Source organism: Rhodoferax potami, from assembly GCF_032193765.1.
Taxonomy (GTDB): domain Bacteria; phylum Pseudomonadota; class Gammaproteobacteria; order Burkholderiales; family Burkholderiaceae_C; genus Allorhodoferax; species Allorhodoferax potami.
In genome coordinates this window covers 682,458-697,609 of sequence record NZ_JAVBIJ010000001.1, presented here as the reverse complement: position 1 = coordinate 697,609, position 15,152 = coordinate 682,458, and the positions used below count along the sequence as shown (strand labels likewise).

Below are 15,152 nucleotides of genomic sequence, written 5' to 3'. Positions count from 1 at the left end.
ACGCGGCGCGGTACCCCGGCGATGCGTCGCCGGGCCCTCCAAGGGTTAGCGCTGACGATGGCTGTTTTACAAGGCGCGTTGGAATGGTGGGCTTTGCAGCGCAACACCCGATAGCCGGACCCGCGCGTAGCGCCTAGACTGGGCGTATGCGTATCAAATGGATCCTCGGCACCTTGTTGCTGTGCTTGGTAATCGGAGCCGGCACACTGGCTTGGCTGCTGAGCCACCCACCTGGCATGGAAGGCCTGCAGTCTTTACGTTGGCCCACCGCCCCCGCACCGCTTGCGCCACTCAAAGTCCGGTTTTTGGGCGTTGCCACCGTGTTGCTGGACGACGGCGAGACGGCTCTGTTGACGGACGGATTTTTCTCGCGCCCCGACAAACTCACTGTTTTCTTGCGCAAGGTGGAGCCCGACGTGCAGGCCATCACCGAGGGCTTGCAACGCGCCGGCATTACCGGGAGTGCGAGTCGCTTGGCCGCTGTGATTCCCCTGCACTCGCACTACGACCATGCCATGGACGCGCCCGAAGTGGCGCGCCAAACCGGCGCCCTATTGATGGGTTCAGGCTCTACCCTCATGGTGGGCCAAGGCTGGGGGCTGCCACCTGATCGCATGAAGCTGGTACAGCTCGGCACACCTTACCGCTTCGGCCGGTTCACGGTCACGCTCTACCCTGCGTTGCACACCCCCACCGGCTTTACCGGGGGCGTGATTGAGCAGCCCTTAAAGCCTCCGGTGCGGGCCACCGACTACCTGGAAGGCCAAAGTTACGCCATGCACATAGCGCACGATGGCCGCACTTTGCTGATCACAGGCACCGCAGGCTTTGTACCCGGCGCGCTACAAGGTGTGCGCGCCGATGTGGTGCTGCTCGGAATTGGTGCCATGGGCCCGCGCAGTGCCGAGCACAAACTCGCCTATTGGAATGAAACCGTGCGCACCGTGGGTGCCCGCCGGGTCATCCCCATCCATTGGGACGATTTCTGGATTCCCTCCACACAACCCATGCAGCCCATGCCCCGCCCTCTGGACGACTTTGAGGCGTCCATGGCGTTCCTTGAGCAACGAGGCGCAGCGGAAGGCGTCAACATTCGCTTGCCAGCCGCTTGGACACCCATGGACGTATTTGACGGCCTGCCGCGCTGAGTCAAGCCAAGGCGCTGAGCGTCGTTGCCTGCAGGCCTGCCGCGGTGGCGCGGGCTAAAAAATCTTGCGCTGCCGCCTCAAAGCCGGCCACCGGGCTCATGCAATCGGTCAACAGCACCAACTCCGCCAAACGCTCAACGGGCAGGACCGCCATCAAGTCGGACACCGATGCGGCAACACAGTGGCTCATGGCTTCACCCGCTATCAAAAGCGTAGCGCCCTGCGCAGACAGTGACTGGACCAAAGGCCGATTCAGCAAGGTGCATGCGTCATCTGCCCGCGGAACCTCTGCCTTGAAGGCGCTGTACTGCTCGGTCAGCGGGTTCTGGCCCTTGAGCACCTTGTGCACCATCTGGCCGGTCGCCAGCTCCCAAGCGGCCAAAGCTTCGCTCAAGCCGGCGTGAATGTTGTGGCCCCAGGTACCCAGCACGCAGTGCACCGGCCAGACCACCAGCTGGCGTTGACCGGTGGCCTCCAGGGCGTGCAGATAGGCCTGCACCTCGGCCTGCAGCGCCGGATTGCGCGGCTTGAATTGGCCGCGGGCCAGGTCTGCGGCGGTGATTACCGTGAACGGCGCGACCGGCTCGCCGTTGGACTGCAGCCAAAACGTAGTGCGCTCAACGCCCACGCTGGCGTGAGAGTCCAAGGTGACGGTGATGCTGCGTACCCGGGCGGCGTGAGCCACCAACCAATCGGCCAGGCGCTGCATGTCCGCGCCAGCACCCGGCACCGGCAAAGCGGCTCCAGCAATGTCTAGAAAGTCGTTTTGCGGATCGATGATGAGCAGGTCGTAGGTAGTCATGACAAGGCTTAGGAGGGTGTTGGGGTTAAGGCCGGTAACTGAAGCGCCCAGAGGACATGTTCTTGCACCAGAGGGTCTGGGTGGCTGATGCGGCGCTGTAAGGACTGGACCAGCACCGCGCGCTCAGGTGTCGAAAGCGCACTGCCCTGCAAGGCATTGCCCATGGCCACGGCCACATTGCGCAGCCAGCGCACATGGCCGATGCGCCGAATCGGGCTGCCCTCGGTGTTGCGCAAAAAGGTGTCTTCGGTCCAGTCCATCAGCGTGGCTAGTGCACTGCCGGTGAGGCCGTGCCGGGCATCAAAGTCGGGCAAAGTGCTGCGCTTGGCAAACTTGTTCCAGGGGCACACCACCTGGCAGTCGTCACAACCGTAAATGCGGTTGCCAATAAGGGGGCGCATCTCGAGCGGAATCGGGCCATCGTGTTCGATGGTCAGGTAAGACACACAGCGCCGCGCATCCAAACGGTGGGGAGCCACGATGGCCTGCGTCGGGCAGGCACTGATACAGGCGCTGCAACTGCCACAGTGCGCCTCGACCGGCGCACTTGGCGGGAGCGCCACATCCAAATACACCTCGCCTAGAAAAAACATAGAGCCCGCTTCGCGGTTGAGCAGCAAGGTGTGCTTGCCGCGCCAGCCCTGCCCGCTGCGGCTGGCAAGCTCAGCTTCCAGCACCGGCGCGCTGTCGGTGAACACCCGGTAACCCAAGGGGCCCATATGGGCCGCCATGCGGTCGGCCAATTGTTGGAGGCGGTTGCGCAAAACCTTGTGATAGTCACGGCCGCGCGCGTAGACCGACACAATGCCCTCACCCGGGCGTTGCAAGCGGGCCAGCTCGGCGTCGGCCCAGCCGTCTTCTGTGCCGCGCGGCAGGTAGTCCATGCGCGCAGTAATCACACTCACCGTGCCGGGCACCAATTCGGCAGGACGGGCGCGTTTCAGCCCGTGGTGCGCCATGTAGCCCATGCCACCGTGGAAACCGTGCGACAACCATGCTAATAATCCGGCCTCCGCAGAGGACAAATCCACACCGGCCACGCCAATTTGGGAGAATCCGAGTTCCCGGGCCCAGCCCTGTATCTGAGCGACCATTTCGTCGCCATCGAATTGAGCCTTGATTTGAGTGCTGTTGATCGTCACCACCCGATTGTAGAAAGCGCGGCCCCGAGCATCGTCTTGGAATGGGCTGATGAAGCCGACACCGTCGCCTTTGCGCAGCAGTGGGTCCGCGCGCCATCCCTCGCCAACGCATTTATTGCACTGCACGGTGACTTGGGTGCCGGTAAAACCACCCTGGTGCGCCACCTGCTGCAAGCACTGGGGGTGACTGGCCGCATCAAAAGCCCGACCTATGCGGTAGTGGAGCCCTACGAGTTGCCTGAGCTGAACATCTGGCACTTTGACTTTTACCGATTCAATGACCCGCGGGAGTGGGAGGAAGCCGGTTTCCGCGATATTTTTGCCAGCCCCGGCCTCAAACTTGCCGAGTGGCCAAACAAGGCGGCCAGCATGCTGCCGGTGGCTGATGTCACCCTGCATTTGCACACCTTGGATGACAGCCGCCGCGAGGTGCGCCTGACTGCAGGCACCCCTGCGGGCCTGCTACTCATCCAAGCAGCCCAAGGAGCCCGAGCTTGAGGCGCCGCACCCTGCTGCAAGCCGGCAGTCTGGTCTTGACACTGGGCACCGCCGAGCTCGCCAAGGGTGCCGCCATCATGACCGTGCGGGTATGGCCTGCACCGGAGTATTCGCGCGTCACCATCGAGTCCGACTCTGCACTCAGCGCCAAGCAGCTATTTGTGCCCAACCCGCCACGGCTGGCGGTGGATATCCAGGGCATCAGTTTGAACCCGGCGCTCAAAGAGCTGGTCGCCAAGGTGAAGGCGGATGACCCGAACATCGCGGGCATCCGCGTCGGGCAGTTCACCCCGGACATCGTGCGCCTGGTGGTCGACTTGAAGCACCCGATACGGCCGCAAGTGTTCAGCCTGGCGCCTGTGGCGGCTTACCAGCACCGCTTGGTGCTGGACCTGTACCCGCTGGCCGAGGTCGATCCGCTCGATGCCCTGATCACCGACCGTGCCAACGAGGCCAAGGCCGTTCAGCAGACCAAGGCAGCAGCGCAAGACCCCTTGGATGCCCTGATTGCCCAGCACACCCAGCGCCCGCCTGTGCCGGCTACTGCTGCCAGCGGCACCCTGCGACCGGTAGACGCTATCAAAACAGGAGCTGCCCGCGCAGACTCCACGAGCGCTGGAGGCACAAAAGACCCCCAAACTGCGGAAAAGGCCAGCACCCCGACCGACCGGCTGATCATCATTGCCCTGGACCCCGGGCATGGTGGCGAAGACCCTGGCGCCATCGGCCCCGGCGGTACCCGGGAAAAAGATGTCGTGCTCAAACTCGCGCACCTGCTGCGCGAACGGATCAACGCCGCCAGCGTCAACGGCAACGCAATGCGCGCGTTTCTGACCCGCGATGCCGACTTCTTTGTGCCCCTGAGCACCCGGGTGCAAAAAGCCCGGCGGGTGCAGGCAGACTTGTTCATCAGCATCCATGCCGATGCGTTTTTCACCCCGGACCCGCAGGGAGCCAGCGTGTTCGCTTTGAGCCAGGGCGGCGCGTCGAGCAGCGCTGCGCGGTGGATGGCTGCCAAAGAAAACAAGGCGGATTTGATTGGCGGCCTCAACGTCAAAGCCAAAGACGCCACGGTGCAGCGCGCCTTGCTCGACATGAGCACCACTGCACAAATCAATGACAGCTTGAAACTCGGTGGCAACCTGTTGGGCGAGATCAAACGGGTCGGCAAGCTGCACAAACCCAAAGTTGAACAGGCCGCGTTTGCGGTGCTCAAGGCGCCAGACATTCCGAGTGTGCTGGTCGAGGCTGCGTTCATCAGCAACCCCAGCGAAGAGATCAAGCTCAATAGCGACGAATACCAAAACCGCCTGGCTGACGCCTTGATGCGCGGCATTGAAGGCTACTTCGCCAAAAACCCGCCCCTCGCACGCAACCGCACTACCAGCTAAAACACAAAAATCACCATTTAATTTAATGGTTTATGTGTTTTTGGCGCGGAGATAGCGGGCTAAACCCTGCTTCATTCACCGGATGGAACTAGGTAGCAACCCTAGACTGAACCTTTCAGTCACTCATTGGAAGGAGGTTGTTATGGCTCTGGTAGAGAGAATTCAAGCAGCGGTTGCACGAACCGAATTGTTGCCCTTCAAGGTAGAAATTGCCACCGAGGCGCAGCTGGATGGCGTCATCCAACTGCGCGCAGCCTCCTACGGCAAACACCTGCCCGAATTGGGCGCCAAACTGCGAGAGCCTGAAGCCGCCGACTTTGCCTACGGGTGCGAAGTGTTTGTGGCCACCTCCAAACTCGATGGCTCCGTTCTGGGTACTTTGCGGACGCACTCCAATGTGATGGAGCCGTTGCCGTTGCAAATGTCTTTGCGTTTGTCTGCTGATTTCCGCGGCCAGCGAATGGTTGAGTCCACACGACTTTGCATCAAGGGGACCGCAGGATCATCCTTGGTCCGGGCTGCGCTGTTTAAGGCCTTCCACCGATACTGCCTCGCTCAAAAAGTAGATTTAATGATGGCAACGGGGCGGCGGCCGGTCAACCGCATTTACGAAAGCCTACTCTTTACAGACGTGGGGCAAACAGGTGTGTTTTACCCCATGACTTTCACTGGTGGGGTACCGCATCGAGTGATGTACCTCGCGCCAGAGCGGGCCCGCGAAATCTACGTAGCGGCGCAGCAGCCACACACGGACTTTTTCTTTGAGCAAATCCATCCTGATATTGATATCACCGGCGCCAAAGATTTATCAGACAAGCTGTGGATGTGCCCGGACCCGCAAGTGATCCCACCCTCCCACAGATCGCATGTCGCGACCGTTGCAGGCACTGCAAACAGCCTCAGTCAATGAAGATTAAAAGCCGTCAACTGGCCGCGTGAGTATTCAGCCAAGGGGCAGTGACAGGCTTTTGATCAGTCACGGCGCGAATCGCGAAACAAAGGCATCGAAGCTGATTCGTTGTCTTGAATCGACTCAAAGAAGGCCCGGATTGCTTCGTCTTGAATGAAATCTGCGCCACTGGAAGCTGCGAGGATTTCCTCTGGCGACACGGGCCTACTGATCCCGTAACCTTGTGCATAGTCGATTCCAGCATCAAAAAGAACTTTGATGGTGGGGAGATCCTCCGCGAACTCTCCGACCGATTTCATACCTAGATTCCGAACCAATCCACCAATCGCCACAATGATGGCCTGACCGGCATGGATGCGCACTGCATCACGCACTAAGGAGCCATCGAGCTTTAAAGAGTCTACGGACAACTCCTTCAAATAGCCGAAGGACGAATACCCCGCTCCAAAATCATCGAGGGCTACTTTGCCACCCATAGCCCGGACGCGATCGATGAAATGTTGCATCTTCCTCATGTCGGTAATCGCCACCGTTTCAGTGATCTCGATACAGAGCTTTTCGAGCGCCACAGGATGTTGCTCAAACAAGGCAAAAAGCTCTTGCGTAAAAGCTTCGTCGTTCAGTGAGCCACCCGACAGATTCACACCGACAAAACGCGTGGTCAACAATTGATGCGCATGCGCCTCGATCCATCGCACGGTCGTTCCCACGACCCATCGATCAATGATGGCGGTCTTGCCATGGGCCTCCGCCGCTTCGATGATCGTGCCGGCCGGGACTACATCGCCGTTGGATTTACGCAGACGAACAAGCACTTCGAAATTCAAGGAATCAAAAGGCCGACTGAGAGAAATTTCCGGCTGCATCACCAGAAATAGACCCTCGGGGGTTTCTCCACGCTCCAGGCAATTGATCAAATCCAATTCATCTTGATGCTGTTGCAAGAAGCGGTCATCCGACTTCATCACCACCATGTGCTGCCGGGGGCGCTTCTTCGCCATACGACACAACATGTCAGCTGCAGAAACCAATCCTTTCAAATCAGTCGACTTGAACTGGTCTGTGCCCACCAATCCCGCAGAAATATCCAGTTCAAAGCTCTGCGTTTCGATCTGAAAGGGAGACGCTGCTATCAACGTTGCGATCGTGTTGCATTTCGCCTCGCATGTATTGATCGTGCCTTCAAAAAAGACAATCACAAACTCATCCCCGCCAATACGGGCCAGCACATCTGTGTGATGTAGAACGCCGCGCATGCGCTCAGTCACTTGGGTGAGCACTTGATCTCCGGCGCTGTGCCCGTACAAATCGTTGATCAGCTTAAATCGATCCAAGTCAAAGTAAGCCAAACCACATGGGCGCTGAGTAATGCGCTCCGTCTCTTGAATCAGTCCCCGCAGATTCAAACAACCGGTCAAGGGGTCGTGTCCAGCCAGATACTCAAGGCGCTCGGTAGCTGAGACTTGGGTCGTTATATCTTGCAAAGAGCATTCGACAATGGCTCCGTCTGCCGTGGATGCTCTCAATGAGAACCACTTGCTGTCGGCGAGGTCCTTGGACTTAATGCAGGTTTGCAACTCCAGCACCCCGCCTCCACTCGCGCATCGCAAAGATGCGATACGTGTCTGCACTTCGCGATCAAACAAGTCTGAAAGATCTGCTTTGCGTACCGCTCCCAGAGCAGCAACCATCGACTCAAACGCAGGATTGGTTTTCGAAATATGCGTCCCATGGGTTACCGAAAACAACCCAATCGGAGAGTCTTGGTACGCCGCCTCAAGCAACCGTTGGGCGCGCAAATTTTGTAGCCGATGGGTCCGCATATGCTCGGCTACAGCGGCAGACGCAAGGAGCGCAGACCCTATCGCTGCGGTCACGCTGTTGAGGCCGTACTCAAAAATGCGCTGCCCGGTGGCGGCAATAAAGACCTCGTTCAGTGTTGCGATCAAGGTCAAGAAAATGGATGCGCCATACCAGGCAGCCACTCTTGAATGCGTCTTGCGCAATATCAGGAAAACATAGGCCGATATCACCACGATCCCGGCAAAGGTCGCAGCCCATAGTGGCGGCAGCAAACTCTCGTAGGGCACCACCGGCGCCAATATTAAAAAGGCGAGCGACTGAAGATAGAGCAATGTCAGAGGCCACTTTACTTTGACCGTTTTGAGCTCTTGCTTGAACAACACGTAGAACAAACCCACCGTGTTGGCGAAGTACAAGCAAAGCGTCCATTGCCGCATGGGGATCAAGTACTCAATCGGAACCTCCATACCCAGGAAGTAGAAATCGGTCCCCACGGAAAGCGATGCCATCCTCATGTTGAGGACCAATCCGCCAACAAATGCAAGATAGAGGGCGCTGGAATTAACGAATGCGGTGAGGAGCATGAAAACGGCCAACACACCGATCGCCGCCTCGATCATTACCCCCGTGTTGCGATGCGAGAGCTGAGCGCGGCTCAGAGCATCGGCACTCCACGATCGAGCAGAGATTTTTGCAGGACCTCTGAAGCTCGATCGGCATAGCACAACCGCGCGAAGCATTACTGGCGCTATTTCGAGTGAAAACCCAGCGCGGCTGCCCGCAATGGAGCCCTGCGCCTCCCGGTGATCGCTACTGCCAAGCTGCTGGCCGGTCGCAGTATCCCAACATGTCACTCCCATGGAGTGTCGTGAAGGAAAGTCAATCAGGGTCCCTTGATCGCGACTGCCTTCAGGAATCACGAATTCGAACCAAAAAGGCGCGGTGGAACGTCGTGTGTCTATGGAGGTTGACTCCCCCCTGAAGACCAAGCGGTCCATCTGGAGAACAGGACTTTCTATCGGGACTGCGTCCGTCTGCTCCCAGACCTTGATATTGAGAAGCCGCCCTTCCTCTACAGAGCTTCCATCTTTCCCCCAAACAAACAAACCAAGCGTGAGCGTCAGCGCGATGGCCGGAAACACATAGGTCGTCAGCCGCTCCAGCAAAGTTGCAACAATTTTTTGCACAGGGGTCAATGATTAAGCTGGCCGTTTGGTTCGGCTCTTGAGTGCTCCCACAATCACGATCAATCCGGGGATCAATATCATCGCCCAAATAATCTTGTCCAAATTCATTTTCACCCACGGAATGCTGCCCAAGAAGTAACCTGCGGTGCAAATTCCCACCACCCACAGCACCGCGCCCACGATATTGAAGAAGGTGAATTTGGCGCGGTTCATTTCTGCCACTCCGCCCACAAAGGGCACGAAGGTGCGCAAAAACGGCATGAAGCGTGCGGCGATGATGGTGAAACCACCGTAGGTCTCGTAGAAGTTGTGCGCTTTGTCAAAAGCCGCTTTGTTGAAAAACCGGCTCTGCTCCCACTGAAAGACCTTGGGCCCGAAATAGCGCCCGATGCTGTAGTTGCACTGATCGCCCAAAACGGCCGCGACCAGCAGCAGTCCAACGGCCAACGGGTAGCTCATCAAGCCTGCACCGCACATGGCGCCCACTACAAAGAGCAAAGAGTCACCCGGTAAAAACGGCATGACCACTACGCCAGTTTCCACAAAAATGATCATGAATAGCAGGGCATACACCCAAGCCCCGTAGGTCTGGACAAACACCTCAAGGTGCTTGTCGACATGAAGAATGAAGTCGATGAGTACAGCAATAAGTTCCATAGGTGGGATTATGCTGCCCGCCTAAAATACAAATGTGAACGCACCTCTGACTCCCGCACCCCGCCGCCCCATCCGCGAACTCCCGGACGAACTTATCAGCCAGATTGCGGCGGGTGAAGTCGTAGAGCGACCCGCCAGCGTGGTGCGTGAATTGGTGGACAACGCGCTGGACGCCGGCGCCACCCAAGTCACCCTGCGGCTGCTGGCCGGTGGTGTGCGCCTGATCAGCGTGGAAGACGACGGCCAGGGCATATTGCGCGACGAGTTGCCCATCGCCTTCAAGCGCCACGCCACCAGCAAGATCGGCAACCTGCACGACCTGGAGAGCGTGGCGACCATGGGCTTCCGCGGCGAGGCACTGGCCGCTATCAACTCCATAGCTGATTGCGCAATATTGTCGAGGGCTAGCGGCCTGAATGATGCCTATTTGCTCGACGGCCGCACCGGGGAGTTGCGCCCAGTCGCGCGGGGCCAGGGCACCACCGTCGAAGTCAAAGAGCTGTTTTACAGCACGCCCGCGCGCCGTAAGTTCCTGAAAACCGACGCCACCGAACTCGCGCACTGCATAGAGTCCGTGCGCCGCCACGCCCTGGCCCGCCCCGATGTGGGCTTTGCCATTTGGCATGAAGGCAAGCTGGTCGAGCAATGGCGCCGCTGCCTGGATGTGCCGCTGGCGGATGCCGCCCTAGACGCCGCACTCGCCGCCCTGGACCAACGCCTCTCTGACGTGCTAGGCCCCGAGTTTTTGGCGCAGAGCGTGCGCGTCGATTGGCACAGCAAGCAAACCAACGAAGCCGGCCAACCCGCCCTGCGCGTGTGGGGCCGTGCCGGTGTGCCCGACGCCGCCCGCTCGCGCGGTGACCAGCAGTTCTGCTACGTGAATGGCCGCTTTGTGCGAGACAAAGTCCTCACCCACGCTGCCCGCAGTGCGTATGAAGACGTGCTGCACGGCAACCGCCAGCCGGTGTACGCCCTGTATGTCGCCATGGACCCGACGCGCGTGGATGTGAACGTACACCCCACCAAGATCGAAGTGCGCTTCCGCGACAGCCGCGAAGTCCACCAAGCCGTGCGCCACGCCGTAGAAGACACCCTCGCCGCCCCACGCGCTGCGGCAGCTGCTGGCACGGTAGCCGGCCAGCCCCAACCGCCCAGCCTGTTTGGCATCACCAGCGAGGCCAGCACCCTGCCCGCGCCGGGAACTTATGTGCCCAACAGGCCTGTAGCGCCCATGTACAGCGCGCAGCCAGCTATCAAATTCGAAGCAGAAGAAGGCCTGATTGGTCACCGCGTCAACGACATCAGCCTGCTTTGGCAACGTAACCCAGCCACCCAAGATGGCTGGGTGGCTGGGGGCTCTGCGCAGGTCCAGGAGGAGCCCGCACCGCGGGCGGGGCAAAACTTGGAGTATGGGGAGCAAAGCACTCAGCCATCCCGCCTTCCAGCGAGCAAAGAAGCCTGGCCCCAGAACCGCGACGGCAACCAAGAAGCTTGGCCTTTGGGCCGTGCGATTGCCCAACTCCAAGGCGTCTACATCCTCGCTGAAAACAACCAAGGCTTGGTCATCGTCGACATGCACGCCGCCCACGAACGCATCGTCTACGAACGGCTGAAAACACAAATCAGCCTCACCGCCCCCGACGGCAGCGTGCACCCGTTGGCCAGCCAACCCCTGCTCATCCCCGCCACCTTCGCCGCCACCCCCGACGAAGTAGCCACGGCAGAGGCCCACGTAGCCACGCTCAACACCCTCGGCCTGGAGATCAGCCCCTTCTCCCCCAAAACACTGGCCGTGCGCGCCGTGCCCACCACCTTGGCGCAAGGCGACGCCGTTGAGCTGGCGCGCAGCGTGCTGGCCGAATTGGCCCAGCACGACGCCAGCACCGTCATCCAACGCGCACAAAACGAAATTCTGGGCACCATGGCCTGCCACGGCGCAGTGCGCGCCAACCGCAAGCTCACACTCGAAGAAATGAACGCCCTGCTGCGCGACATGGAAGCCACTGAGCGCAGCGACCAGTGCAACCACGGCCGCCCCACCTGGCGCCAGCTCACGCTCAAAGAGCTGGACTCGCTGTTTTTGCGCGGTCGCTAGACGGGTTCCGCACCAAAGGAGCCGAGTGCGTTTGGATAGGCGGCGGAGTTGGCGAGCGCTATTCCTCTCCACATTGACTTGCGTCAAGCCCAAAACCTGTACGAAATAGCCGCTAGCCCTTATCGTCGGTGAACTGCATCGAGGCATGGTTGCCTCCGGCTCCAGGAGATTGCCTTTGAACGCTGTTGCTACCCACCCACGCTTATGGGGGGAATTGCGCAAAATGCGCGGCCAGTTGCTGGCACTGGCGGCAATCATGCTGTTTTTGTTATGGGTCGAAGTGCCCGAGAGTCTGCGCGGCATCGCAGGCTACGAGCCCTTGCACTCCTTGCTTGAGATCTTCGCCATTGTGGTCTCAGGCCTCATTTTTGCGACCGCATGGAATGCGCAGGCCCACAAAGCATCGGGCAGCCTCTTGCTGCTGGCGTACACCTTTCTGGGTGTCGCCCTGCTGGACTTCTCACACCTGATGTCTTTCAAGGGCATGCCCGACTATGTCACGCCCAGCGACCCGGAAAAGGCCATCAATTTCTGGCTGGCAGCCCGCCTGCTGGCAGCAGTGAGTCTGCTGCTGGTCGCCGCCCTGCCCTGGAAACCGTTGCGGCGGCCCACGCACCGCTACCTTCTATTACTCGGGGTGATGTCCTTCGTGGGGTTGGCCCACGGGCTCTTCTTGTTCTACCCCACCGCAATACCGCGCACTTTCATTGCAGGCACCGGGCTGACGGCCCTCAAAGTGCACATGGAATACGGCTTGATCGGGCTGCACCTGTTGGCTGCCGGATTCTTGATATGGCGCCAACAGAGCGCGCTCGGCCCCCACGCCACCGGGCTGCTAGGTGCGGTGCTGACGATGGCCATGAGCGAGCTGTTTTTCACGATGTACGCCAACGTGGCCGACCTGTTCAACCTGGCGGGCCATGTGTACAAGGTCATCGCGTATCTGTTCCTGTACCAAAGCATTTTCGTGGCGACGGTACAGCGCCCCTACCAAGCGCTAGATGCGGTGCAAAACAGCCTCAAAGCCACGCTCGACGCCATACCCGACATGGTTTTTGAGATGGAGCTCAACGGCACCTACTACAGCTACCACACCCCCCAAATTGACCAGTTGGGCATACCCGTCAGCACGCTAATTGGTAAGAACGTCCGGGACGTCATGCCCGAAGCGTCTACCAACACGGTGCTGGCCGCACTGCAAGAGGCCATGGACAAGGGCCGCTCCAGCGGTTACCTGGTCAAACTGCGCCTGCGTGATGGATGGCGATGGTTTGAACTCTCTGCCGCCCGCAAAGCGGTTGAGGGCGACGCAGAGCCGCGAATCATTGTGCTGACACGGGACATCACCGAACGCATGGAGTCAGAACAGCAGCTCAAACTGCTGGGCACCGCCATGGCAGACCTCAATGACATTGTGCTCATTACAGAAGCTGAACCACAGCAGGATGAGGGGCCGCGCATTGTGTTTGTGAACGATGCGTTTGAACGCAGGACCGGCTACACCCGCGAGGAGGTCTTGGGCAAAACACCACGCATTTTGCAGGGCCCCCATACCGACCGCGAAGTGTTAAACCAGATCCGGCAGCGCCTGAAGCAATGGAAGCCGATCCATGCCGAGCTGATCAACTACAGCAAGAGCGGCGAGGAGTTTTGGGTAGAACTCACCATTGCGCCCATCGCCGACAGTACCGGCTGGTTCACGCACTGGGTGTCAGTGCAGCGCGACGTGACAGAGCGGGTTCTCGCCAAAAATGCCTTGCAGGCGTCGCTGCAACACACGCAAGCCATTCTTGACAACATGGCAGACGGCGTGGTCACCATCGGCCCGGACGGTTTGGTCAGAACCTTCAACAAGGCGGCGAGCGCCATGTTTGGCTACACCGCCGAAGAAGTAGTGGGACACAACGTGTCCCTCTTGATGCCCGAGCCCCACCGCAGCCAGCATGACAGCTACCTGGAACACTACCGCAGCACCGGTGAAGAAAGGATTTTGGGCAAGCCCCGCGAGCTAGAGGGCAAGCGCAAAGACGGCAGCACCTTCCCCTTGAGCCTGTCGGTCTCTCAAACCACCCACCTCGGGCAAGCCACGTTCATCGGATTGGTGCGAGACATTACCCAGCGACGCTCCGATGAAGAAGAAATCCGCAGACTCGCGTTTTACGATGGTCTAACCGGCCTACCCAACCGCCGCCTGCTCGCCGATCACCTGCGCCACGCGCTCGCGGCATCCAGCCGCAGCGGGCTTTACGGCGCCGTGATGTTTCTCGACTTGGACCATTTCAAACAGGTCAACGACACCCGGGGCCATCCGGTGGGCGATGACCTGCTCCGGCAAGTGGCCGCACGTCTGCAAATGGCCGTGCGCGAGGGCGATACCGTAGCGCGCCTGGGCGGTGATGAATTTGTGCTGGTGCTGGAAAACCTCAGTGCACACCACCACGAGGCCGCAGCCCGCGCGGAAGTGGTGGCCAACAAGGTCTTGCAACTGTTGGCCGAGCCCTGCAGGCTCCAAGACAAGCCCCACGTGGCCACCACCAGCGTGGGCATCGCCTTGTTTATTGAAAACAGCAAGAGCTATGACGACTTGCTCAAGGAAGCCGATGCCGCGCTGTACCAGGCCAAGGCCGCTGGACGCAACACCTTTTGCTTTTTCGACCCCGCCATGCAGGCCAAAGCGGTGGAGCGCAGCCAGATGGAAGAAGAGATTCGCGGTGGGCTCTCAAGACATGAGTTTGTGCTGTTCTACCAACTGCAGGTGGACCGACAAGGCAACAGTCTGGGGGTGGAGGCACTGATCCGGTGGCAGCACCCGCAACGCGGTTTGGTGTCGCCTGCGCACTTCATTCCATTGGCGGAGGAGACCGGCTTGATATTGCCTTTGGGCCAATGGGTGCTGGAGACCGCATGCCAGCAACTGGCCCACTGGGCAAACGACCCCGAGGCAGCCCACCTCACCATCGCAGTCAATGTGAGCGCTGCCCAGTTTGCACAAACAGACTTTGTAGCCAAGGTAGAGCAGGCGTTGACCCTTTCCAAGGCACCGCCGGAGCGGCTGAAGCTGGAATTAACCGAAAGCACCTTGGCCGCCAATGTGGAAGACCTGGTGCTGAAAATGACCGCCTTGCGCCAGCGCGGAGTGAGCTTTTCACTGGACGACTTCGGCACCGGCTATTCGTCCCTCGCCTACCTGAAACGCCTGCCACTGCAGCAACTCAAAATTGACCAAGGCTTTGTGCGCGACCTTTTGACCGATCCCAACGATGCCACCATCGCCAGCACCATCGTCTCTTTGGGCCATAGCCTGGGATTGAAGGTGATTGCCGAGGGGGTGGAGAACGAAGGCCAGCGCCAAGCTCTGGCGGGCATGGGTTGCGACGCGTACCAGGGCTACTACTTCGGCAAACCCGTGCCCGCGAAAGACCTCCGGGCGGGGTTGCTTCACACACGAGTGCCCGCTTAAAACCATGTGGGTACCAAATCGGCACTTCAGGCCGTCGATATTGCGGAAGTTGCTATTTT

The 15,152-nt window shown here is 59.6% G+C and carries 10 protein-coding genes; 6 read left to right on the top strand and 4 right to left on the bottom strand.

Annotated features, from left to right (window positions below):
* The first annotated feature begins 146 nt into the window (after window positions 1–146).
* The gene (locus RAE21_RS03365; RefSeq protein WP_313880141.1) at window positions 147–1,148 is read left to right on the top strand and encodes an MBL fold metallo-hydrolase; all 1,002 of its coding nucleotides are present in this window, start codon (window positions 147–149) and stop codon (window positions 1,146–1,148) included.
* Between the two features lies 1 nt (window position 1,149).
* Here RAE21_RS03365 and RAE21_RS03360 read toward each other — a convergent pair whose 3' ends face one another.
* A complete protein-coding gene (locus tag RAE21_RS03360) occupies window positions 1,150–1,950 on the bottom strand; it encodes a cysteine hydrolase family protein (protein ID WP_313880140.1) in 801 nt (266 codons plus the stop codon).
* Between the two features lie 8 nt (window positions 1,951–1,958).
* Window positions 1,959–3,044 carry a tRNA epoxyqueuosine(34) reductase QueG gene (gene queG, locus RAE21_RS03355; RefSeq protein WP_313882643.1) on the bottom strand — a complete coding sequence of 362 codons (1,086 nt, stop codon included), beginning with the start codon at window positions 3,042–3,044 and terminating at the stop codon, window positions 1,959–1,961.
* Window positions 3,045–3,071: 27 nt separating this feature from the next.
* On the opposite strand from queG, the gene tsaE reads away from it, so the two are divergent.
* The 3 genes from tsaE (at window position 3,072) to RAE21_RS03340 (ending at window position 5,891) form a co-directional block, all read left to right on the top strand.
* On the top strand, window positions 3,072–3,590 hold the full coding sequence (gene tsaE, locus RAE21_RS03350) for a tRNA (adenosine(37)-N6)-threonylcarbamoyltransferase complex ATPase subunit type 1 TsaE (protein ID WP_428983962.1): 519 nt from the start codon (window positions 3,072–3,074) through the stop codon (window positions 3,588–3,590).
* Window positions 3,587–4,981 (top strand): N-acetylmuramoyl-L-alanine amidase, encoded by a 1,395-nt coding sequence (locus tag RAE21_RS03345; RefSeq protein WP_313880139.1) that lies wholly within the window; start codon window positions 3,587–3,589, stop codon window positions 4,979–4,981. Before tsaE ends, RAE21_RS03345 begins: the two co-directional genes overlap by 4 nt.
* An 82-nt stretch (window positions 4,982–5,063) precedes the next feature.
* A complete protein-coding gene (locus RAE21_RS03340) occupies window positions 5,064–5,891 on the top strand; it encodes an N-acyl amino acid synthase FeeM domain-containing protein (RefSeq protein WP_313880138.1) in 828 nt (275 codons plus the stop codon).
* Window positions 5,892–5,953: 62 nt separating this feature from the next.
* Here RAE21_RS03340 and RAE21_RS03335 read toward each other — a convergent pair whose 3' ends face one another.
* Window positions 5,954–8,881, bottom strand: coding sequence for a putative bifunctional diguanylate cyclase/phosphodiesterase (locus tag RAE21_RS03335; protein ID WP_313880137.1), 2,928 nt, complete (start codon window positions 8,879–8,881; stop codon window positions 5,954–5,956).
* 12 nt (window positions 8,882–8,893) lie between these two features.
* Window positions 8,894–9,538, bottom strand: coding sequence for a VTT domain-containing protein (locus RAE21_RS03330; RefSeq protein WP_313880136.1), 645 nt, complete (start codon window positions 9,536–9,538; stop codon window positions 8,894–8,896).
* Between the two features lie 34 nt (window positions 9,539–9,572).
* Here RAE21_RS03330 and mutL point away from each other — a divergent pair, with 34 nt between their 5' ends.
* Both mutL and RAE21_RS03320 read left to right on the top strand, forming a co-directional pair.
* The gene (gene mutL / locus RAE21_RS03325) at window positions 9,573–11,633 is read left to right on the top strand and encodes a DNA mismatch repair endonuclease MutL (protein WP_313880135.1); all 2,061 of its coding nucleotides are present in this window, start codon (window positions 9,573–9,575) and stop codon (window positions 11,631–11,633) included.
* A 175-nt stretch (window positions 11,634–11,808) separates the two neighbouring features.
* Window positions 11,809–15,093, top strand: coding sequence for an EAL domain-containing protein (locus tag RAE21_RS03320; protein ID WP_313880134.1), 3,285 nt, complete (start codon window positions 11,809–11,811; stop codon window positions 15,091–15,093).
* Window positions 15,094–15,152: the final 59 nt, after the last annotated feature.

What these genes read in the sequence shown, in the direction of transcription:
- RAE21_RS03365 (WP_313880141.1), top strand. Translation starts at nt 147, where the DNA reads ATGCGTATCAAATGGATCCTCGGCACCTTGTTGCTGTGCTTGGTAATC.
- RAE21_RS03360 (WP_313880140.1), bottom strand. Translation starts at nt 1,950, where the DNA reads ATGACTACCTACGACCTGCTCATCATCGATCCGCAAAACGACTTTCTA.
- queG (WP_313882643.1), bottom strand. Translation starts at nt 3,044, where the DNA reads ATGGTCGCTCAGATACAGGGCTGGGCCCGGGAACTCGGATTCTCCCAA.
- RAE21_RS03340 (WP_313880138.1), top strand. Translation starts at nt 5,064, where the DNA reads ATGGAACTAGGTAGCAACCCTAGACTGAACCTTTCAGTCACTCATTGG.
- RAE21_RS03330 (WP_313880136.1), bottom strand. Translation starts at nt 9,538, where the DNA reads ATGGAACTTATTGCTGTACTCATCGACTTCATTCTTCATGTCGACAAG.